20 protein-coding genes are annotated in these 20,416 nt (G+C 62.7%); 9 read left to right on the top strand and 11 right to left on the bottom strand.

Annotated elements, in window-relative coordinates:
- Positions 1 to 72: 72 nt before the first annotated feature.
- From ACTHN9_RS04090 to ACTHN9_RS04075, 4 genes are all read right to left on the bottom strand, one after another.
- On the bottom strand, positions 73 to 876 hold the full coding sequence (locus ACTHN9_RS04090; protein ID WP_440535469.1) for an SDR family NAD(P)-dependent oxidoreductase: 804 nt from the start codon (positions 874 to 876) through the stop codon (positions 73 to 75).
- 20 nt (positions 877 to 896) lie between these two features.
- Positions 897 to 2,738, bottom strand: coding sequence for a TRAP transporter large permease (locus tag ACTHN9_RS04085; protein WP_440535484.1), 1,842 nt, complete (start codon positions 2,736 to 2,738; stop codon positions 897 to 899).
- A gap of 63 nt (positions 2,739 to 2,801) precedes the next feature.
- On the bottom strand, positions 2,802 to 3,827 hold the full coding sequence (locus ACTHN9_RS04080; RefSeq protein WP_440535468.1) for a TRAP transporter substrate-binding protein: 1,026 nt from the start codon (positions 3,825 to 3,827) through the stop codon (positions 2,802 to 2,804).
- A gap of 70 nt (positions 3,828 to 3,897) precedes the next feature.
- Complete coding sequence (locus ACTHN9_RS04075) at positions 3,898 to 5,061, bottom strand: sigma-54-dependent Fis family transcriptional regulator (RefSeq protein WP_440535467.1); 1,164 nt, start codon at positions 5,059 to 5,061, stop codon at positions 3,898 to 3,900.
- 148 nt (positions 5,062 to 5,209) lie between these two features.
- Here ACTHN9_RS04075 and ACTHN9_RS04070 point away from each other — a divergent pair, with 148 nt between their 5' ends.
- From ACTHN9_RS04070 to ACTHN9_RS04060, 3 genes are all read left to right on the top strand, one after another.
- The gene (locus ACTHN9_RS04070) at positions 5,210 to 6,109 is read left to right on the top strand and encodes a LysR family transcriptional regulator (RefSeq protein ID WP_440535466.1); all 900 of its coding nucleotides are present in this window, start codon (positions 5,210 to 5,212) and stop codon (positions 6,107 to 6,109) included.
- A 207-nt stretch (positions 6,110 to 6,316) separates the two neighbouring features.
- A complete protein-coding gene (locus tag ACTHN9_RS04065; protein ID WP_440535465.1) occupies positions 6,317 to 6,904 on the top strand; it encodes a hypothetical protein in 588 nt (195 codons plus the stop codon).
- A gap of 5 nt (positions 6,905 to 6,909) precedes the next feature.
- Complete coding sequence (locus ACTHN9_RS04060) at positions 6,910 to 7,341, top strand: PPC domain-containing DNA-binding protein (protein WP_440535464.1); 432 nt, start codon at positions 6,910 to 6,912, stop codon at positions 7,339 to 7,341.
- Positions 7,342 to 7,548: 207 nt separating this feature from the next.
- Here ACTHN9_RS04060 and ACTHN9_RS04055 read toward each other — a convergent pair whose 3' ends face one another.
- From ACTHN9_RS04055 to ACTHN9_RS04030, 6 genes are all read right to left on the bottom strand, one after another.
- Positions 7,549 to 8,181, bottom strand: a complete 633-nt coding sequence (locus ACTHN9_RS04055) for a LysE family translocator (RefSeq protein ID WP_440535483.1) — start codon at positions 8,179 to 8,181, stop codon at positions 7,549 to 7,551.
- An 86-nt stretch (positions 8,182 to 8,267) separates the two neighbouring features.
- Positions 8,268 to 9,497: a Fic family protein gene (locus ACTHN9_RS04050; RefSeq protein ID WP_440535463.1), complete on the bottom strand. Its 1,230-nt coding sequence runs from the start codon at positions 9,495 to 9,497 to the stop codon at positions 8,268 to 8,270.
- A gap of 573 nt (positions 9,498 to 10,070) precedes the next feature.
- A complete protein-coding gene (locus tag ACTHN9_RS04045; RefSeq protein WP_440535462.1) occupies positions 10,071 to 10,325 on the bottom strand; it encodes a hypothetical protein in 255 nt (84 codons plus the stop codon).
- A 147-nt stretch (positions 10,326 to 10,472) separates the two neighbouring features.
- The gene (locus ACTHN9_RS04040; protein ID WP_440535461.1) at positions 10,473 to 11,318 is read right to left on the bottom strand and encodes a helix-turn-helix domain-containing protein; all 846 of its coding nucleotides are present in this window, start codon (positions 11,316 to 11,318) and stop codon (positions 10,473 to 10,475) included.
- A 37-nt stretch (positions 11,319 to 11,355) separates the two neighbouring features.
- Complete coding sequence (locus ACTHN9_RS04035; protein ID WP_440535460.1) at positions 11,356 to 11,913, bottom strand: carboxymuconolactone decarboxylase family protein; 558 nt, start codon at positions 11,911 to 11,913, stop codon at positions 11,356 to 11,358.
- Between the two features lie 163 nt (positions 11,914 to 12,076).
- The gene (locus tag ACTHN9_RS04030) at positions 12,077 to 12,826 is read right to left on the bottom strand and encodes a hypothetical protein (RefSeq protein WP_440535459.1); all 750 of its coding nucleotides are present in this window, start codon (positions 12,824 to 12,826) and stop codon (positions 12,077 to 12,079) included.
- A 179-nt stretch (positions 12,827 to 13,005) separates the two neighbouring features.
- On the opposite strand from ACTHN9_RS04030, the gene ACTHN9_RS04025 reads away from it, so the two are divergent.
- From ACTHN9_RS04025 to ACTHN9_RS04000, 6 genes are all read left to right on the top strand, one after another.
- A complete protein-coding gene (locus tag ACTHN9_RS04025) occupies positions 13,006 to 13,974 on the top strand; it encodes a type III effector protein (RefSeq protein WP_440535458.1) in 969 nt (322 codons plus the stop codon).
- Positions 13,975 to 14,422: 448 nt separating this feature from the next.
- Positions 14,423 to 15,202 (top strand): acetoacetate decarboxylase, encoded by a 780-nt coding sequence (locus tag ACTHN9_RS04020; protein WP_440535457.1) that lies wholly within the window; start codon positions 14,423 to 14,425, stop codon positions 15,200 to 15,202.
- 36 nt (positions 15,203 to 15,238) lie between these two features.
- A complete protein-coding gene (locus tag ACTHN9_RS04015; protein WP_440535456.1) occupies positions 15,239 to 16,021 on the top strand; it encodes a 3-hydroxybutyrate dehydrogenase in 783 nt (260 codons plus the stop codon).
- A gap of 56 nt (positions 16,022 to 16,077) precedes the next feature.
- Positions 16,078 to 17,349 carry a DUF3734 domain-containing protein gene (locus ACTHN9_RS04010; RefSeq protein WP_440535455.1) on the top strand — a complete coding sequence of 424 codons (1,272 nt, stop codon included), beginning with the start codon at positions 16,078 to 16,080 and terminating at the stop codon, positions 17,347 to 17,349.
- Positions 17,350 to 17,404: 55 nt separating this feature from the next.
- On the top strand, positions 17,405 to 18,406 hold the full coding sequence (locus ACTHN9_RS04005) for a VTT domain-containing protein (protein ID WP_440535482.1): 1,002 nt from the start codon (positions 17,405 to 17,407) through the stop codon (positions 18,404 to 18,406).
- Positions 18,407 to 18,445: 39 nt separating this feature from the next.
- On the top strand, positions 18,446 to 19,453 hold the full coding sequence (locus tag ACTHN9_RS04000; protein WP_440535454.1) for a bestrophin family protein: 1,008 nt from the start codon (positions 18,446 to 18,448) through the stop codon (positions 19,451 to 19,453).
- On the opposite strand, the gene ACTHN9_RS03995 is transcribed toward ACTHN9_RS04000, so the two are convergent.
- Positions 19,450 to 20,416, bottom strand: a 967-nt coding sequence (locus ACTHN9_RS03995; RefSeq protein ID WP_440535453.1) for a methyltransferase, incomplete at its 5' end; no start/stop codon positions are given. The two genes, ACTHN9_RS04000 and ACTHN9_RS03995, sit on opposite strands and share 4 nt — an antisense overlap.

Genomic DNA, 20,416 nt, shown 5'->3' with positions numbered 1-20,416 from the left:
GGGATGACGGATCGCCGCGATGTCATTGGCGAGTCAACCCGAGTCATGGCATGACACCGTATGCACGACCGGTTAGATTTCCAGCACCCCTGCCGCCATGAAGCCGCCGTCCACCGCCAGGGTCTGCCCGGTGACGTACGAGGCGTCTTCGGAGGCCAGGAACGCTACCGCACCCGCAATCTCGTCGGGCGTGCCGTAGCGGCCCAGCGGGACCGCGCGTAGATAGTTCTCGCGCGCCACGTCCGAATGGAGCGATGCCACCATCGGCGTTTCGATCGGTCCCGGGGCGATGGCGTTTGCGGTAATGCCGTGATCGGCCAGTTCGATCGCCATCTGGCGAGTGAGCCCGATGACCGCCGACTTCGACGTGCCGTATGCCGTGCGCCCTGCACTCGCACGAATCCCGCTGACCGAGGCAATGTTGACGACGCGGCCCCACCGGCGTTTGATCATGTGCTGTGCCGCGCGTTGCGCGAGCAGCATCGGCCCCGTCACGTTCACCTCCATGACGGTGCGCCAATGATCCAGCGGATAGCTTTCGAATGGATAGGTCTTTGCAATGCCCGCGTTATTGACGAGCACGTCGCAGCGATCGAAGCGCGCGCCGATCCGTTCGACGAGCGCCTCGATGGACGAGGGGCTGCCCACGTCGAGCGCCATCGCGACCACCTCGTGCCCATACTCGCCGGCTTCGCGCGCGGTTGCCTCGGCGGCCTGCACATTCAGGTCGGCGACGACTACGGTGAAGCCGTCTTCGGCGAGGCGCCGGGCGATGGCGGCGCCGATGCCCATGGCGCCGCCGGTGACGAGAGCGACCCGTCCGCGCGCGCTTGCGGCGCGTCGTGCGGCAGCGGGAGAAACGGTGATGTCTAGCATGAGCGACTCCGGATTGCCGATCAGAGGGCCGCGGTAGCGGACAGGAAGCCGGTGGAAATCCACGGCACGAACGTCACCACGACGAGCGCCACGAGGAGCGCGAGCAGATAGCGCCACACGCGGCGGCCGACGCCGTCGGGCGAGACCTTGCCGATGGCGCAGGCCGCGTAAAAGCCCACACCGAACGGCGGCGCGAACAGGCCCATGCCCATCGAAAGAATCACGACCATGGCGTAATGCACCTCGTTGACATGCAGTGCATGCGCGGCGGGAAACAACAGCGGGCCGAACAGCACGATCGCGGGAATCCCCTCGAGCACGCTGCCGAGCATGGCAAAGCACAGGATCGTCACGAGCAGGAAGCCGGTCTTGCCTGCCGGCACGCTCTGGATCAGGCCGACAAGCTGGCCCGAAAAGCCCGAGCGCGTGAGCGCCCATGCCATCGAGGTCGCGAGCCCGATGATGAACAGGATCGCACCGGACAGCGCGGCGGCATCCACGAGCATGCGATACAAACGGCGCAGCGGCACCGGCTTGCCCGCTGCCCGAGCGACCAGCGCGAACAGCAGCGTGTAGGCCACGCCGAGCGTGGAGACCTCGGTTGCGGTCGCGACGCCTTCGATCACGGCCACGCGGATCAGCACGGGCAGGACCAAGGCGGGTAGCGCCGCGACAAACGTGCGTGCGACCTGAGCAAGCGGCGCGCGCTGCGCATTCGCGGCGCATTCGCGTCGTGCGCGCAGCCAGCACACGGTCCCGATCAGGACGGTAGCGACGACCGCCGGCATGAGGCCGCCCATGAAGAGCGCGCTGATCGACACGCCGCAAACCGCGCCGATGGTGATCAGCACCAGGCTCGGCGGAATGGTCTCGGTCATTGCGCCGGAGGCGGCGAGCAGGGCGGCGAGTTCTTCAGGATCGGATCCGCGCTTGCGCATTTCCGGAAAGAGCGCGGGGGCGACGGCGGCCATGTCGGCGGCTTTGGAGCCGGAAATACCCGAGACGAGAAAGATCGCACCGAGCAGCACGAATTGCAGACCGCCGCGCACATGGCCGAGCAATGCGCACATGAAATCCACGAGCGAGCGGGCAAGCCCGCTCAGTTCGAGCAGCGAGCCCAGCAGCACGAACACGGGTACGGCGAGCAGCACGAGATTGGCCATGCCTTCGTCCATGCGGCTTACGACGATGCCGAGCGGTGCGTGTGTCACGAGCGCGAGATAGCTCGTCGTGGCGATGCCGAACGCGAATGCGATCGGTGTGCCGACCACGATCGCACCCGCAACGAGCGCGACGAAGAAGACGAGCAGATTCAGGTTGCCCATTGAGAGCAGCGCGGGCGTCGCGAACCATAGCGCGCCTGCCACGACACCGACTGTGGCGACGGCCGCGAGCCGCGCTTTCCTGCCCGGCAATGCGAGCACGCGCGCAACGGCCACACAGAACATCAACGCGGAGCCGACAGGCAGCGCCATGGCGCGCCAGCCGTCGGGCATGCCGAGCGCCGGCGTGGAGATGTCCATCTGGCCGCTGGCATGATGCACGGCGGGCACGACGATCATCGCCACGAACACGCAGACCACGAGCGACGCAATGCTCTGCGCCCACGCCTGCCACGCGGGCGGCCAACGTTTGACCATGGCCGTCATCTTCATGTGCTCGCCGCGCGCGAGGGCCAGTACCGAACCGAGCATGGCGAGCCAGCTAAAGAGCGCCGAGGCGAGTTCGTCGGACCAGACAAGGGGCGTGTCGAGCGCGTAACGCCAGATCACGCCGCATAACAGAATCGAGACTTCGGCCACGAGCAGCGCGGCTGCCGCGAACTCGATCAGACGAATCGATGCGCGTGACACCGAGTGCATCAGGCTGGCAGGCGTGCCGGATCGCAGGCCGGTTTGGACGAGGGTTTGCGAAGTCTGCATGGCTCACCCCAAATTGCCGGTGTACCTCTCCAGCAACGCCCACGCCTCTCGCCCGAACCTTTTTTGCCAGTCGGCGTAAAAGCCCGATTTCTGCAACTGCTTGCGAAATGCGGCCTGATCCACCTCGGTGAACTTGAGTCCATCGCCTTCGAGCTTCGAGCGTAGGTTCTGGTCCATTTGGATCACGTCCTGGCGTTGTTTGAGCGCCGCGTCGTCGATGGCGTTTTGCACGATGGTCTGCAAATCGGCGGGCAGCCGCGAGAACGAATCCTTGTTGCCGAGGAACCAGAAGCCGTCCCACATGTGGTTGGTAAGCGAGCAGTACTTCTGCACTTCGTAGAGCTTTCCCGTGTAGATGATCGACAGGGGGTTCTCCTGACCTTCGACCACATGGGTTTGCAAGGCCGAATAGACTTCGGCGAAATTCACGCTGGCGGGCGAAGCGCCGAAGTCCTTGAACATGGACGTCCATAGCGGGCTCGGCGGCACGCGCAGCTTCATGCCTTGCAAGTCCTTCGGCTGGACGATGGGCTTTTCGGCCGTCGTGATCTGGCGAAAGCCGCCGTTCCAAATCTTGTCGAAGGCAAAGATCGAAGTCGCGCCGATCTGCTTGCGCACGTGCGCTCCCAGGCCGCCGTCGAGCGCGGCCCACACGCTTTCGTAGTCCTTGAAAGCGAAGCCCATGCCGCTGATCTGCGCGGCAGGGATATACGTGCCGAGAATGAGCGGTGAAAGCGTGAAGAAGTCCACTGCGCCCGAGCGCAATTGCGAGAGCGTATCGGTATCGCTGCCCAACTGATTGTTGGGAAAGATCTGAATGTCCACGCGGCCCTTCGACTCCGAACGCACGCGTGCTGCCATCTCCTTCGCCCGGACGTTGGTGGGATGCGAGGCCGGCAGATTGTTCGCGTAGCGCAATGTGAATTCGGCTGCGGCGGCGCGCGCGAAGCGTGGCGCCAGCGCGAGCGCGGGCCCGGCAGCGGCAACGCCGAGCGCCTGCAGGAACGAACGTCGACTGATGGGGGGCATGGTTGTCTCCTGTTGAGCCGGTGTGCCGGCCTTGTGTAAAAGTCGCTGCGAATACGGCGGCGCTCGCCGCTCAAACGTGCGGGAGCGATGCTTTAACGCCGAGGCGCAGGTACGCGTCGTCTCGAGGTGTTTCGGGCGGTGGCGGGCAGCGGGAAGTCGACAGATCGGTCATCGCCCATTCGTTTTCGACGAGCGCCGCACCGGCGTCGCGAATGTGAGGGATGCCGAGCGATTTGAGTTGTCGATAGAGCGTCGAACGGCAGATTCCCAGATCGCGCGCCGCGACCGACAGGTTCCAGCGCGTGTCGGCGAGCACCCGCAGAACGCGCTCGCGCTGCGTGCCGGAGTCGTTGCCTGCCATACGCGGGACGCGCAGCCCGGTCCCGGCTGTCGACACACGGGTGCTCGCGCCCGCATCGCTGCCCACCTGCAGCAGCTCGGTAGGCAGATCATCCGCTTCGACATGCGTATCGCGCGCGACGGCACACGCGCAGCGCAGGACGGCGCGCAACTGGCGCAGGTTGCCCGGCCACGTGCAGGCGAGCAGGCGCTCCCATGCGCCGGGCGCAATCGATACCGCATGCCCGGCCGCTTCCTGCGCGATGCGCTGCACGAGCGCACGCAGGTCGCTGCGATGGCGCAATGGCGGCAGATGCAGTACGCCCACGGCGATGCGGTAGTAGAGATCGGCGCGAAACAGGCCCGCTTCGATGAGCGCGTCGAGCCGTTGATGCGTCGCACAAATGAGCTGGAAGTCGAGCGCGAGCGGTGCGCTCGCACCCAGTGGGGTGATCTCGCCTTCCGAGAGCGCCCGCAGCAGGCGCGCCTGCTGGCCGAGCGGCATGTCGCCGATCTCGTCGAGCAGCAGTGTGCCGCCGTGCGCTTGCGCGAGCTTGCCCTTCATGCCGCCGGGCGATGCACCGGAGAACGCGCCGCGTGCATAACCGAACAGTTCGCTCTCGATGAGCGTTTCGGGGATCGAGGCGCAATTGAGCGCCACGAAAGGCGCGCTACGGCGCGCTCCGTATCGATGCAGCGCTCGGGCAAGCACTTCCTTGCCGGTGCCGGTTTCGCCGAGAATGAGTATGGGTAAGCCACGTTCGATAAAGCGCCGACCACGAGCCATGATCTCGCGCATCGCGCTGTCCGCCTCGAGATGCGCTTGCTCGTCGCGGTGCGGGCTGTTTTCTTGGCGCCAGACAGGACCATGGTGGGCTGCTTTGTGAGCGCTCACAGATGTCTCCGTTCTCAGGACGCGGCCGTGGCCGCCTGTTTCGGTCTTTGCAATGCTCGTTGCATTGCTGTGGTCGTCAGAGTAGTGGGCGCGATTGATGTTTTCCAATACAATAATCACCACTCTGTAATACCTTCGAGGTATTAAATTGGAGCTGCGACATTTACAGTATTTCGCTGTGTTATGCGAGACGCTGCACTTCGGGCGAGCGGCAGAACGGCTGCACATTTCGCAGCCGCCGCTCTCGCGTCAGATCGCGTTGCTCGAAGATGAACTGGGCGTCGTGCTGTTCGATCGCACACGCCGTACCGTGAACCTTTCGGCGGCGGGAGAGCGATTTCTTCAGGACGTGAAGGAGATTCTCGCCTCGGTCGAGCGGGCAAAGCGCAATGCGCTCGCGGCCAACCTCGGCCATAGCGGCTCGCTTTCGGTGGGATTCATGTTCGCCGCGGCCTATAGCGTGATGCCGCCCATTACGCGTGCGTACACATCGGAGTTTCCGGGCGTGGACGTACATCTCACCGAATCGATTCCGCGCCTGCTGATACAGGACATCCGGGAGAGCAACACCGACGTCGCGATCATGTATCCGCCCGGCGATACCGAGGGCATCGAAACCCGCACTGTGTTTCGCGAGCCGCTGGTCGTGGCGTTGCCCGCCGAGCATCCGCTCGCCCGGGGCAGCGGCGCGCTCGATGCAGCCCGGCTGTGTAACGAGTCCTTCCTGATCTCGCCGCGCGTGGCCGCGCCGTACATTTACGACGCGATCGTCTCGCACTGCAAGCGTAGCGGTTTCGCACTGAAGATCCGGTTGGAAACCAACTACCAGCAAACCATCGTCAATCTGGTGGGGCAGGGGATAGGCGTCGCGCTCGTGCATCGCTCGATGAAAACGGCGCGGCCGGCCAACGTGAAATTCCGCTCGCTTGCCAATCCACCGTATGTGGACGTCAGCGTGACCTGGAACAAACTCAATCGCAACCCCTGCATCCCGGTCTTCGCCAAACTCGCCGAACGGTTAGGCGCCCAGATCAAAGCCCGCGCCTGAAGCCGCGCGCAACACCTGTCGCGTTCTAGCGCGACAGGTGTTGCGTGGGTTGCGTGCGAAGCATGCTTGCTCGTCGCGGCCTCATCCACATGCAACGCCTGCGATGGCTGGTTTTCCCGTTCGTTACTCGAGCATGGATTGCGCGTCGGCACTGTTCTTGCATTGAGGTTCGCGCCTGATCCGGGCATTGTCAGGAGAACCCAATCCATGCTTCGAACGAAGGTACCATCGGAGAGCCCTGCGGCACGAGCGCAAGGCGAGCACCGGACCCGCAGGGCGGCATTCGCATTACCCGTCAAACATCCGGGCCGCGCCGAGATGCCTCGCGTGCTCGACGCCAGCACCAGCGAGCGCACGCGCGAGTTCCGCATCGCGTTGCCCGGCGGCACGCGTGTCGGCGCAGCATTGCGCAGCCTGCTCGACGGCTGGCACGCGGATGCGGGCTGCGGCCGTATCGTGGCCGGCGCATGCGCGCAGGTGCAGTATCACGTGATGATGCACGCCGCGGGCAGCCTGCGGCCCTACGTCTACGGGCCACCTATCGTCTGCAACGGCGAGAGCACGTTGATAGGCGCGGCGATCACCATCGGACGTGGCCAGGACGGCACGCACATCCTTCATTGTCACGGAGGCTTTATCGACGAGCAGGGCCGGCACCATGGCGGTCATGTGATTCTCGACGAGACATTCGCGGCCGCTGCGGGTCTGCACCTTCGGCTGTGCCTTTTCGAAGGCATCGAACTCGTCGTGTCGTCGGACGCCGAGACCGCCTTCGATCTGCTCCGACCGGTTTGACGCCCATGAATCCGACACCTTCCAACTTCATTACCGTCGAATCCGGCCACTACGGCCGCCTCGTGGTCGCGCGGCTCAAGCCTGGCGAAGATATCGTCGAGGCGTTAGAGACATTGTGCTCGTCGCACGCTGTCATGCGTGCGGTGGTGCGCAGCGTGGTGGGCAGTCTCGTGGAGGCGAATCTGTCGCACGGCTCGGCGCAGACGGCCAGGCCCTTCACGGTGGCCGGACCGGGCGTCGAAATTCTCAATGCGTTCGGCGAAGTCTCGCTCGTTGCCGGTACGCGCACGTCCATTAGCGGCATGGTTGCCGATACGAACGGCCGAATGTACGCGGGCTGCTTCGTACCCGGCGCAAACCGTTCGCTCGTCACGATCGAAGTCACGCTGCAGGAGTGGATCGTGGAGACGAGCTACCGGGAGCCCGTCGCTGCTTGAGATTCTCTCGCGCGCAGGGCGAGCCTGTCATGGCCGCGAGGTCGGCTCGCCCCCGAATCGTGCGATTGTTGCCTCGAAATCGGCGTCTTCCCGCAGGATTCGCCAATCGACACATCTCTGCGGCTCTCGTGTTGCCTGTGGACGCGTCCCGCACGCGGACGTTGCACGACGGCAGGGGCAGGCGCGAGCGCGCCGCCAATTCAAACCCTAGGCGGTATGGCGCCGGTATAGCGCCAGGGATCCCGCGAGCGCAACGAGGACCGCACCGCAAGACCTCTCCAGCCACAGCGCTCCCGATTCCTTAAGCAGGCGAATGGCTCGCGCGCCGAGCAGCGAATAGCCGAACATAATGGCGCAATCGAGCATGGCGAAAGTGATCGCGAGCGCCGCGTACTGCGGCGCAAGCGGTGCCGACGGCGCGATGAACTGGGGCAGAAAGGCGGAAAAGAACAGATACCCTTTCGGGTTGGTGACCGCGGTCAGGAAACTCTTGAGGAAGATCGCCGAGTTGCTGTCACGGCTTGTATCGCCATCCGCGCTCGCGACGCTAAACGAACCCTTCGACATCAGCAGCCTCACGCCGATGTAGGCAAGGTAGGCGGCGCCGACCCATTTGACGACGGTAAACCAGAACGCTGATGCCGCCAGCAGCGCACCGAGACCAAGCGCTACCGCGAAAATCAACACGAAGTCGGACGCGACGGCGCCGGCGAACCCAAAGGCGGCGCGACGAAGGCCATAACGGGAACCATTCGTTAGCGCCAGTAGCACAGTCGGCCCGGGCGTGGCGATACCGACAAAGGCTACGGCGGCAAAGACTAACAACGTGCTTTCGTGCATCGCGTTCTTCTCCGGTTCCGGCCAGGGTCGTCGAATAGTACTGCAATTGAGCACTGAGAGCCGCGCTGACGCGCAGCGCGGAGCGTTCAAGACAAATTCGCTTCCGCCTCGGGCCAGAGCCGCGGAAAGAGCCATCGAAACAGCGATAGCGGTATCGCCAACTCTACCGGCCCGCGCGGGCGGGACGAAGTCAGAATCCCAATCTTCAAAAGGTCGGCGAGTACTCGGTCCGAGGTGCGCGCGGCTAGCCCCGTCATTGCCTTGAACTGCGCACGATCCATCGAATCGACCGTCGCAAGGTAGGCGAGCGGTATTGCCGCCTCTGCCCGCAGATACCGGGTGGATTCGTCGAGGCTGAGCGCGGCGAGCATCTGCGCCAAGCGTGTCTCGAATGCCTGTAGATCGAGCATGCCACCCATGAACCGGATTTGATCGAGGCACGTGTGCAGGAAGTACTCGATGAATTCGATGAGGCCGCGCTCGGTGAGATTACCGCGGCCATCCAGATCGTCCTGACGCGATTGATCGGCTGCAATCAGGCGCTCGTAGTATTGCGGCTGGGAACGGGCGAGCCCGCGCATAGGCGACCAAAGCCCGTGGGTCAGTCGGAGCGCCGTAAGACCGATGTGCGTGTGCAATCGAGCAGTCCGGCCGTTGCCGTCGACAAACGGGTGAATCCAAGCGAGGCGGTGATGCCCTCCGGCCAGTGCGATCACGGCGGTTTCGCCTGCACGGGCGTACTGGTAGCCGCGATGCCAGGCCTGCATGAAGGCGGGAATGCTTGCTGGATCGGGGGGGACGTGGCGCCCGACGCGGACGCCACGCGTGCGCCACGCTCCGGGGGTGACCGCCGCATCTTCGCGATGATCGCCTTCCTGAGCGAGATCTTCGGGCAAGAGTTGCGCATGCAGGTGTCGATGAATCTCGCGCACGGTTTCCGGCGCAAAGAACGTCGTCGAATCGAACGAACCCCACGCAGCCTCGCTCCAGCGTTCGGTCTCGATGTGCGCGAGTGCGATGCGCTGGCGGCGCGCTTCGTCTGGGCTGCCCGAGAAGTCCTGCCGCATGGCGCGCTCGATTAAGAGCGGCTCTGTCTGTTGGCCCTCGATTTTGTTCGTGTAGTACGAGTTCATCGGCCGAAGGGCGTCGCGCAATAGCATGCGTAGCCTCGGCATGCCGTGCGCTGCCAACAGGCCAGAGCCTGCAATGACATCGGCCGCGAGCAGCCGCAGACCATCGAGCTTATGCTCTCCGGGCATCATCGGAAGCATTTGGTGCGGGCTGTTATAGGGGTATGAACTGACGGTCTCGGGCATGGTCAAGAGCAGGGGCGGGCGCGGCGTGGCGCGTTCTTTGGCGACTATTTTTGCTAAAGATAATCGCGATTGTACGACATTTTTTCCTTAAAAATCATGCAATTGGTTGCCTGTATGGGCGGGTGTGGCGACTCGCTTGGCGACTACTTTGGCGGCTAGCGGATTGCGACGTCTCGCGGGAACATGGCGGCCCTGTTCCACGAGGGGCGAGTTGCCGAAGCTCTAAGCCGCATTCGAATGCATGCCCGTGGGTTCGCCTATCGACACGTTTCTACGCTGGACCGTCGCCACGCGCTGCGCGAACCCGTTATGTTTGAACGCGCCTTTCATGTGTCGGGTGGGTCGTGGCATTGCTCGTGTAGTCGTTCGCTAGGCCACGTCGCCACCCATTGTGGGACGAGGTCGAAAATGCGCTTTCCGGTTTTTAGCGGCAAAACGATGTCGGCGGTTGCGTTGGCTGCTGCATGCACGTGCGCGCTGTTTCCCGCATCGGCAGCCACGGTCGCCATGCATTCCGAGCCGCGACAAGTTTCCGATAGCAGCGCCGATCGCATCGACTGCGACCGGGCGATGCTACAACGCGTCACCGCAGGCGAGGAGCAAATACCGTGCGGAAACCCGGCGCAAAACAATGCGAGCGATGAGGCGATGCAGCGGCGGCGGGAAGCGGCAGTGAGCGATGAAAGACTGCGCGAGCAGAGACTTCGGGACGAGCAACTGCACGAACAGCGAGTGCACGAAGAGCGAGTGCACGATGAGCGAATGCACGAAGAGCGAGTGCACGAAGAGCGAGTGCACGAAGAGCGGTTGAGGGCCGCGCGATCGCATCGTTACCGCCCTCGCGGCTAGCGACGTGGCAAAGACGCTAGGAGATCGTTCTGAACACCCAAAGCTCGGCGATGTACGCGCTGGTCTCACCGACGGTTTCGGCCCCCCGCAGGAGAGACAACTGGACACCCGCCAGCCGCCAGGCTGTTAGCATTCCGTTGAATGCGCCGCAAGCAGTTGCCGATGGCGTATTTCGGTTGCATCGTCGGCAGGGAACATGCATTCCAGGCGTAGCTCCTGCGCGGCAACGTTTTGCGGTGTTCCAACGCTCGTCACCATCGAAAAGTAGCGAAGTACCACGCCCTCGCTGATAAAGCCAAGCGGGATAACCGGCATCGCGGGCTCCGCTGACGGCGCGCGATACGTCTTCCAGTCGCTCGGCACCTCGGGATACGCAAGCAGTTCATCGAGCAGGCCTCGAGTGCCGCCGTCGATCACGTGGCCGACCGATTCGCGATACACCCGTCGCAGTAAGCTTCGCGAGACGTTGTCCCAATCGGCGACAAACGGGCGCATCCCTTTCGGATCGAAGATCAGATGCAGCATGTTGCGCGGACTTTTGCGCGAAGCCATGTCGATGAAACAGTTGAAAAAGCGCGGTGCCGCGTCGTTGGTCATCAGCACGTTCCAGTGGCGATCCATCACAATCGCCGGAAACGGCTCGTGTTGGCGAACAACCCGTTCGAGCGCGCGCACGACACTATGCATCTCTTGTGCGTTCCACGGCGCCTCTGAATACACGGGCGCGTAGCCGGCGGCGAGCAGCAGGGCATTGCGCTCGCGCAGCGGCACATCCAGCGTCTGCGCGAGGGTCAATAGCGTGTCCCGACCCGGTACGCTGCGTCCGCTTTCGATGAAGCTGATCTGCCGCTGCGAGATTCCGGCCTCGAGCGACAGATCGAGTTGACTCACGCCACGCACGTCTCGCCAATAGCGCAACAAATGACCGAGTTCACTCGATGGCACTTTCGGGGCGGGACCGGTGACGTTCATCGAATTTCCCTATTCGAGACGGATGATCATAAAGGACTCAGACGGCAGGCGCATGCCAGGCAAATTCCGCGAACGTCGGTTCGAGTGCCGGCTGCGTCACGCTACCGGCGTAGTTCGTGATGGTAGAGGCTGCGACCACCGCGATTACCTCGAGTATCTGCTCTGCGCTGAACCCCGCTTCGAGGAACAATCTCCGGTCCGAAACAGTCAAGCGGCCGCGCATTTCGATCAGGGTACGCGCCAACATCGACAGTGCAGCCAGTCCGGCATCGCCAGGCAGGCCGCCGCTCCGGATTGCGTCGACATCCGCGCGATGTACACCCTCCTTCAACGCGAGCGCAGTGTGAAACGCGACCGGCCACTCGCTGGCATTCGTGACCGCGTTGGTCAGCAGCACCGTCTGGATCTGCGGCTCGGTCAGACTGCTCGCATGCACGCGTTCGAATAGGCCGATGAACCCGTTGATGAGCACCGGTGAAGCGGCCATTGTGGCCGCGATGTTCGGGATGAAGCCGAACGTCTGATGCAGTTGCTGGAGCACAGGCTTCGATTGCGCGGGCGCGGATTCGATCGTGTGAACGGGATAGCTGGACATGGTTTTTCCTCGACGGTTAGCGCCACGGGATCGATGGCGCGATGGTCGAAGAGTAGAAGCGGTCGCGCTGTACGCCAATTACATCGAATGTAATCGCCGTATAGCGCCAGGCCCTGCCGCCTGGCGCTTGACGGCTACCCGCCCGCCGTAGCGCTCGCCGGCCTCAATGCGCGATGCTGTCGAGCGATTTATCGAAGACGCCTACTTGGGCCATCATGCTTTCATCGAGGCCGCTGATCGCATGGGCGAGATCGGCTTCGATCAAATCGGTCGAGTAATAGCTATACGGATCGTTGAGCTTCACCGAATAAATGCGCTGTCGAAGGACGGCTTCATGGGTGTCGCCGGCGAACATCACGATTTCGCCGATGACGAAGCGCGACATGTAGCTCATTGGCCCAGGTGGGTTGTAGGTCGGCGACACGCGAATGATCAGCACCGCGTCGCTGTCGCGATAGGCGGGGCCCCCGGCATGCCAGTGGCCATAAACGTCATGGGTAAACGTAGGCAGCGTGGGATCCGAAGCATCGGCTTCTCTCACGGCGTAGCCGTGCGAACGCAGCGCTGCTTCGATACCGTCCGTAAATTTCCGGTTCAATTGCGTGTCGCCTAGCTTCCGCGTGACGACATCGTTAAACGCGAGAGGGTCCTGTTTGGCGGTGTGAGCATTGGCGAGTGCGGTTGCCGCGCCTGCCGCTATCGCTCCGATTGCGCCGCCGCCGACCGCCGTCAACTGCACTTGCGGCCGCCATGCGATGTACACGGCCTTGCCGGGATAGACCACCGTGACGGTATGCACAGTATGGATCTTCGCCGCATCGACCTCGGCGCGCGGAGCCGACGCGCAGCCGGCGAGAAGAACCGTGAGCGCGCAGATCGCGCCCATGCTGAAGAAGTTTCGGATCGAGCGCATCGGGGGTTCCGTGTAATTGGCGTTAAACACGATTCCGCGATGCGCGCTTTATCGGAATTTTTTCGGGAAACTTGAGTGCAGATAGATCGTTCGTACGCACCGTACGTTTTCGCTTCATGGATCGGTGCGATCAAGGGACTGGGATGGCCCGGCGAAGGCCCACACAGGAAAGGCCGGTCGTGAACGTCTTTGTCAATCGCGTAGTCGACCCGGAACGTTGTAGGTCATCTCCTGGCCATTTCGCCGTATTCGCCGCCATTTCGCCGGTTGATCGGAGGTTAGCGTTGCGGCGATTTATCTTGTATCGAGGAAGAAATCGAGGCTCCATGGAAATCCCTTCTTCGCGGCTCCCCAAGCCCATGCCTGTTGTCGAATCTGCGACGAGTTCCTCGTCTCGGGTGCCGGCGACTCCATCGTCGTCCGCACCCATGCCACCGCAGCTATCCGGACTTCCGGGGCCGCTCGCGCATCGGCGTAGCGCCAGCATGCCGGCCATACCGCCCGATGCTGTTGCCCCGGCGCTGCACGAGATGATCGGCGTCGAGCAGGCAGGCGCTTTGGACGCCCGGTTCGGGAGCCGGCAGCCGCCGCTGCACTTGGATACCGATGGCATCAAGCCCTGGGAGCGGGAAGACGGTTCAGCCACAGGTAAGCCGCTGATGCATCCCAATCGGCTGTTCGCGCCCGATGCCAAGGGTGAGTTTCCCGCACTCGGCAGTCCTCAAAATAGCCATGCGGTCGACCTCGAAGCGCTGAAACGTGGCGAAAAAAAGTACATGTGGGCCATTGGCGCATTGGGGCGGCTGATTATCGGCGAAGAACTGCCGGCGGGGCGCGATGCCGGGCGGGACGAGGTCAAGACGCTGGGCCACCCGACATTGGTGGGTGGGGGCCCTGCTCGCGTCGCGGGAGAATTGCTCTACGACAGCGCGACCGGCAAATTCATCGTGACGAATCGCTCCGGGCGGTACTGCCGGTACGAGGATCGCGCGCCGGAGGCGCTCGACGATGTCGTCGAGATGTTCAAGAACATGGGAGTCGATGCCCAGCCGCATAGGATCGAGAAGTATCTTACCCGCAAAAAGCGCGAAAAGCTGATATTGCCGTCGCTGGACCCGCGACGCCGCACGGGGCCTTCGAACGACTGACGGTGGGCCGGGTCCCCCCGATTGGCGGACTAAGGTTGTACGGCAGAGCGAAGACGGCCTCAATTCCCACCGGCCGGGCAAACCGGAGGCCGCGCGAATCGCATGCGTCACCCCTTCGCCCAATTAATGACACCGGTCACGGCGCAATTGCGCACACTGTCCGACAGTCAGCGTCCCGTCATATATCTTTGCTAAACCGATTGTTGCCGCACGAGCAACAGATTGAGTTCCTTCTCGAGGCTACCGTCGCGTCTTTCTCGCGCGTACGATTCGCCGTAACGATGGCCGCTAAAGCCGTCCGCGAGAACAATGACTTGAACGACACCGCTGCAACCGTGCGAAGGCGCACCGCGCGCTTCATGGCTCGACGCTGACGCATTTCACCGGCCGCGACGGCAACGCCGCCGCGATGTGCACTACCCAGCACTCACCAACTGAGGGACGACCCGTGACCGAGGAAGATATCCGCAAAAACGCGTTCGCGATGCCTGTGCTCAATCCAGCGTATCCGCGTCCGCCATTTCGCTTCGTCAATCGCGAATATTTCATCGTCTCGTACGAGACCGACATGGATGCGCTAAAGGCGGTCGTTCCGGCGCCTTTGACGGTCGATAAACCGATCGTCCATTACGAGTTCATCCGCATGCCGGATTCGTCGGGATTCGGCGACTACACGGAGAGCGGACAGGTGATCTCGGTCATCGACGAGGAGGGCAATCGTGGGAACTACACACATGCCATGTATTTGGACGATGAGGGCCCCATCGCGGGCGGCCGCGAAATCTGGGGTTTCCCGAAGAAGCTCGCTTCGCCTCGGCTCTCGATCGACGGGAAAGACACGCTGCTCGGCACGCTCGACTATGGGACGCAGCGTATCGCAACGGGCACGATGGGCTATAAGTATCGCGAACTAGATAAGGCCAGCGAGCGCGGCAAGCTGGCCGAGACGCCCAACTATCTGCTCAAGGTCATCCCGCACGTCGACGGCTCCGCGCGCATCTGCGAGCTGGTGCGCTTTTACCTGCGCGACGTCGAAGTTCTCGGTGCGTGGGAAGGCCCGGCGGCGCTCGAGCTGCATCCGCACGCGCTCGCGTCGGTGGCCGACCTGCCCGTGCGCAAGGTGATCGGCGCGCGTCACGTCATCGCGAATCTCACGCTCGATATCGGCGAAGTGGCTTTCGATTACCTTGCGCCCGCAGAGCCCGTGAAGCTCGCGGTGAATCAATAGCGAATCCATAGCGAATCGTTCTGAAGGAGCATGTAAATGGCACTCAAGGATAAAGTCGCGCTCGTGACAGGCTCCGCAAGCGGGATCGGCGAGCAATGTGCGCGCAAGCTGGCGGCGGAAGGCGCATCGGTCGTGATCGCGGATTTGAATCTCGACAACGCTGAAAGGGTGGCGCAAGACATTGCGCGCGGCGGCGCAAAGGCGATCGCCGTCGCCATGGATGTGACGAGCGAAGAGGCGGTCGATGCGGGCATCGCCGAAACGCTGAACCGGTTGGGCGGCCTCGACGTGCTCGTGTCGAACGCCGGCATTCAGATCGTCAACCGAATCGAAGATTACGCGTTCGCCGATTGGAAGAAGATGATGGCGATTCATCTGGACGGCGCGTTCCTCACGACGAAAGCGGCCATCAAGCATATGTACGCGTCGGGTAAAGGCGGCTCGATCATCTATATGGGATCCGTCCACTCCCACGAGGCTTCGCAGCTCAAATCGGCCTACGTCGCCGCGAAACACGGGCTGCTCGGGCTGGCGCGTGTCGTCGCAAAAGAAGGCGGGCCCCGCGGCGTGCGCGCGAACGTCGTCTGCCCGGGCTTCGTCAGGACGCCGCTCGTCGACAAGCAGATCCCCGAGCAAGCCAAGGCGCTCGGCATTTCCGAGCAGGAAGTCGTAAAGAACGTGATGTTGAAAGACACGGTGGACGGCGCGTTCACGACGGTCGGCGACGTTGCCGATACCGTCGCTTTTCTGGCAGGCTTCGAGTCGAGTGCGCTGACGGGGCAATCCATCGTGGTCAGCCACGGCTGGTATATGCAATAACCGCGGATCGCGGCAATCGATACGATCGGCACACACCATTCAATCAGGAGACGACCATGCCCGCGAGTCGGCGCAATAAGCTCGAACGACCGAATCACGTGACGCTTCCCGCCTACGATGAAGTCGCGCTGGTGTTGCAGGGCGGCGGCGCGCTGGGCTCGTATCAGGCAGGGGTCTACGATGGCCTGGCCGAGGTCGGCGTCGAACCCTCCCGGATCGCGGGTATCTCCATCGGTGCGCTCAATACGGCGATCATCGCCGGCAATGCGCCGGCCGATCGCGTCGAAGCGCTGCGTGGCTTCTGGAGCACGATCAGCCAGAAGGCCGATATTCTGTCTCACATCGGCTCGCATTTTCCTGCCTGGCCGGGTCTGGACGACGCGCGTCGCACGTGGACGAGTGCATGGTCGGCCACGCGCACGTTGTTCGAAGGGCAGCGCGGTTTCTTCTCGCCGCGCATGGAGGCGCCCTTTGCGGGACTCGGGCGCAGCGCACCGGATCGCGTGAGCTACTACGACACCGCGGCCTTGCGCGAGACGCTGCTGAAATACGCGAACTTCGATCGCATCAACAACGGCAACATTCGCGTCTCGGTCGGGGCGGTCAATGTGCGAACCGGCAATCTCGTCTATTTCGACAATCTATTGATGCGTCTCGCGCCGGAGCATTTCATGGCGTCCGGCGCGTTGCCGCCCGGGTTTCCGGCGGTGGAGATCGACGGCGAGTTTTACTGGGATGGAGGGCTCGTGTCGAATACGCCGCTCACCGAGATCGTCAGGGAATGCCAGCATCGCAACACGCTGGTGTTTCAAGTGGATCTATGGAGTTCGCGCGGCACGCTGCCGGGGAATTTTTTGGATATCAGCGAACGGACCAAGGACATTCAATATTCGAGCCGCACGAGAGCGATCACGGCGTTCATGTCGCAGAACCAAAAACATGCGCGGATGATCAAGGCGCTGCTCGAGCACGTGCCCGAAGAAGTGCGCCGCACGCATCCTCTGCTGATCGAGGCGCAGCAAGCCGCGCACGGCGGCTCGGTGAACGTCGTGCACTTGATCTACAAGAACAAGTCGTTCGAGGGGCACTACAAGGACTACGAATTCAGCAACGCAACGATGCTCGAACATTGGGAAAGCGGGCTGGAAGATATCCGCCGTTCGTTTGGCCATCCCGAGTGGTTCGACATTCCCAGTCATGAAGTGGGCTTCGTGACGCGGGATGTTCACCGCAGTCGGCAGAAAAGCACCGATGGCAGTGCACCGGTCGAACGGGCGATGTCGCAGTCGGACGTCCTGCGCAAAAAGGCGTTGTCGGACGCGAAGTAGCGCGTTGCCCGATCCGGGTCTCGACGCTTTATCTTGCACGAAGGAGCGCGCCATGCTGTCGCATGAATTGATCGAGCGGTACGCGGGACTCGTCGTGTTCCTCAACGTGTTCGGCGCTTCGCTGGGATTGCCGCTACCTGTGACGCCGACCTTGGTGACCGTCGGCGCGACCCTTGCGGTCGCGACCGGCGGTCTGTCCGCGGTCCTGGCCCATTTCGCCGCGCCGCTGGGCGTGGCGGTACTCGGCGGCGTGGCGGGCGATCTCGTCTGGTACGCGGGCGGCAAGCGCTATGGCGAACGCACGCTGCACGCGGTTTGCAAACTCTCGTTGTCGCGGGAGTCCTGCGTCAAAAACACGGAGCGCTTCTTCGGGCGTTGGGGCGTCCGCGTGTTGGTCGTCGCCCGCTTTGTCCCTGGGCTGTCGCTCGTCGCCGTCCCCTTATGCGGTGCGATGGCGATCAAACTGCGCTCGTTCATCCTCCACGATTGCCTCGGTGTCGCGCTTTGGTCCGCGGCCGGACTGGCCGTCGGCGGGCTGTTCGCATCGCAGATCGATCTGATCTTTCAGCATCTTTCGTCTCTCGGCGGGCGCACAGTCGGCGTGGCTGGCATCGCGCTCGCGGTCTATCTGCTCTATCGGTATGGCCGGCGAATCGCACTCGCGAAAGGGCTCGAAAAAGCGCGAATCACTGTCGACGAACTGCACGCGCTGCTTGCGAGCCAAGTGCGGCCGTTGGTGTTCGATATCCGCTCGCCGGAGCGCCGTGCGCTCGATCCGTTCGTGATTCCGGGCGCCGAACTGACCGATGAACGGCAATGGCACGAGATCGTGCGCCGCCACGGCACGAACCGTACGCTCGTCATCTATTGCTCGTGTCCGAACGAGGTCTCCGCGGCGTGGATGGCCCGGCGCTTGCATTTGGCCGGCGTCAAACTCGCGTTGCCGCTTGCCGGGGGAATCGGTGCCTGGCGTCTGGCCGGTTTCGAACTCGATCGGTTGAGGGCGACGAACGAGGCTACCCCGGTTGCGCAACAGGGCTCGTTCGTCACGCAGTAAGTCGAATTCATCGCGCGCGATTGGCGTGCCTCGTTCATCATGCATTTAGGAAAATCCTATCGGTTCTCCGAGTTCTTGATCTGGACCCGACGTCAGATCTACGGGCTCGCGCTTTGGGCGGTCGTCCCGGTCGTCCTCTTTCGATTCGTCGGCTGGACCTGGCTTTCCGTGCCGATGACCGTGGTGGCGTTGCTCGGCACCGCCGCTTCGTTCATCGTCGGTTTCAAGAACGTCCAAACCTACAATCGCGCGATGGAAGCGGAAGTCGTCTGGACGTCAATCCTGAGCGCAAGCCGGCTCTGGGGCTTCATCGCGCGGGACTTTCCCCAAGATGTCGCGATCTCGAAAACGTTGATAGACCGCCACCTGGCCTGGCTTACCGCTTTGCGATACGAGCTGCGGCAGCCGCGGGTGTGGGAAAGCATGAACCGCTCGTTCAATGCCGAATATCAGCGCTTCTACCGGATTCCAGAACGGGAGATATCGCTCGAAGCCTTGCTGCCCGAGTACCTCGCGGGCGATGAGCGCGTACAAGTGCTGGCCTGTGCGAATAGGGCCACGAAGGTACTGAGCTTGCAATGCGCCGCGATCGCTCGGCTGTACGCTAGCGGGCAGATCGGCTCGAATTTTTATATGGAAATGGAGCGCGTGCTGCGCGATTTGATCGACTTGCAGGCCAAAGCCGAGCGACTCAAGAATTTTCCGTATCCGCGCCAATATGCGACGGTGAACACGTTGTTCGTGCGCTTCTTTTGTTTGTTCTTTCCGTTCGGATTGCTGCAAGAGTTCAATAAGCTCAACGACGGCGTCACGGGATTCATGCACGGCAACATGATCTGGCTCGTGGTGCCGTTCAGCGTGATGGTCTCTTGGATGTATACCTCGCTCGAGCAGGTCGGCAGCAGCACCGAGAATCCGTTCGAGGGCGGGGCGAACGATGTGCCGATCTCGTTGCTGTGCCGAACCGTCGAGCGCGAGTTGAAAGAGATTATCGGCGAAGTCGATCACGCGCCGGTGCCCGAGAGCGAGGCTTTTGTCGTTCTCTAGCGCGCCACCAACGCGCAATGATCGATGGCACGCGCGTCGTATTTCGCGACATCGACGAAGCCGGCCTCGCTCAACCACCGCATGTGATCGGCCACGGGGTAAGCCATCCCTTGGCCGCTTGCGACCGTCACGAAGTACAGCGAGGACTTGACCGACTGCAAGCCGCCGTCTTCGTCGTCGTTGCACATCAACGACCACACGAAAAGCAGCCCGGCGTCGCCGAGATAGGCGCGCGATTTCCGATAGAGCGCTTGGATCTTCTCGGGGGAAAAGATTTCGAGCACGTGCGAGAAGATGACGCCGTCGCAGCCGCTCGGCCAAGGCTCGGAAAACATATCGACGGCTTCGCAGGTCACACGATCCGCCAGCCCATGCGCGTCGATGTTCGCGCGCGCTTTTTCGACGACGGACGGTAAGTCGATGAGCGTCACCTTCAACGACGGATAGCGCTCGCAGAGTCGAATGGCGTTCGTGCCGTCGCCGCCGCCGACGTCGAGCAGCATCGATACTTCGCTGAACTCCTTGACCGCCATCATGCGCGGCGAGAGCCGCGTATATGCGCCCATGCCTTCGTGAAAGAGCCGCTCGAGCGCGTGATCCGCCGCCATGCGCCCATAGAGCGTCGGCGCATCGCCGGGAAATTCGTCCAGCCCGGCGTTGCGGCCTTCGCGCAAAGCCTGCGTGAAATGCAAACAGGCGCGATGCTGGATCTGATCGTTCAGGCGCACGAACGGCACCATCGACTGCTCGGCGGTGCGCAGCAAACAGCGGCGCGTGAGCGGCGCATTGGCGAGGGCGCCGGTCTCGTCGACTTTCACGAGTTTCAACTGCTTGAGGCCCAGCAGCAGCACCCGGCAGCCGTGCTCGTCGATTTCCAACTGCTTGGCCAGAGACGCTGCGGTCGCACCGCGCTCGATCACGTCGAATACCCCAAGGTCGCATGCGGTCGACAGTACCTGGGTC

Origin of the sequence: Trinickia sp. (assembly GCF_051953405.1) — a bacterium.
Taxonomy (GTDB): Bacteria; Pseudomonadota; Gammaproteobacteria; order Burkholderiales; family Burkholderiaceae; genus Trinickia.
Note: the sequence above shows the minus strand (reverse complement) of the source record. Positions and strands in the feature narration are given on the sequence as shown.

Coding starts and splice junctions, on each gene's coding strand:
- ACTHN9_RS04015 (WP_440535456.1), top strand. CDS start 15,239: ATGGCACTCAAGGATAAAGTCGCGCTCGTGACAGGCTCCGCAAGCGGG.
- ACTHN9_RS04010 (WP_440535455.1), top strand. CDS start 16,078: ATGCCCGCGAGTCGGCGCAATAAGCTCGAACGACCGAATCACGTGACG.
- ACTHN9_RS04090 (WP_440535469.1), bottom strand. CDS start 876: ATGCTAGACATCACCGTTTCTCCCGCTGCCGCACGACGCGCCGCAAGC.
- ACTHN9_RS04035 (WP_440535460.1), bottom strand. CDS start 11,913: ATGTCCAGCTATCCCGTTCACACGATCGAATCCGCGCCCGCGCAATCG.
- ACTHN9_RS04030 (WP_440535459.1), bottom strand. CDS start 12,826: ATGCGCTCGATCCGAAACTTCTTCAGCATGGGCGCGATCTGCGCGCTC.
- ACTHN9_RS04055 (WP_440535483.1), bottom strand. CDS start 8,181: ATGCACGAAAGCACGTTGTTAGTCTTTGCCGCCGTAGCCTTTGTCGGT.
- ACTHN9_RS04060 (WP_440535464.1), top strand. CDS start 6,910: ATGAATCCGACACCTTCCAACTTCATTACCGTCGAATCCGGCCACTAC.
- ACTHN9_RS04040 (WP_440535461.1), bottom strand. CDS start 11,318: ATGAACGTCACCGGTCCCGCCCCGAAAGTGCCATCGAGTGAACTCGGT.
- ACTHN9_RS04045 (WP_440535462.1), bottom strand. CDS start 10,325: ATGCGATCGCGCGGCCCTCAACCGCTCTTCGTGCACTCGCTCTTCGTG.
- ACTHN9_RS04050 (WP_440535463.1), bottom strand. CDS start 9,497: ATGCCCGAGACCGTCAGTTCATACCCCTATAACAGCCCGCACCAAATG.
- ACTHN9_RS04000 (WP_440535454.1), top strand. CDS start 18,446: ATGCATTTAGGAAAATCCTATCGGTTCTCCGAGTTCTTGATCTGGACC.
- ACTHN9_RS04085 (WP_440535484.1), bottom strand. CDS start 2,738: ATGCACTCGGTGTCACGCGCATCGATTCGTCTGATCGAGTTCGCGGCA.
- ACTHN9_RS04065 (WP_440535465.1), top strand. CDS start 6,317: ATGCTTCGAACGAAGGTACCATCGGAGAGCCCTGCGGCACGAGCGCAA.
- ACTHN9_RS04080 (WP_440535468.1), bottom strand. CDS start 3,827: ATGCCCCCCATCAGTCGACGTTCGTTCCTGCAGGCGCTCGGCGTTGCC.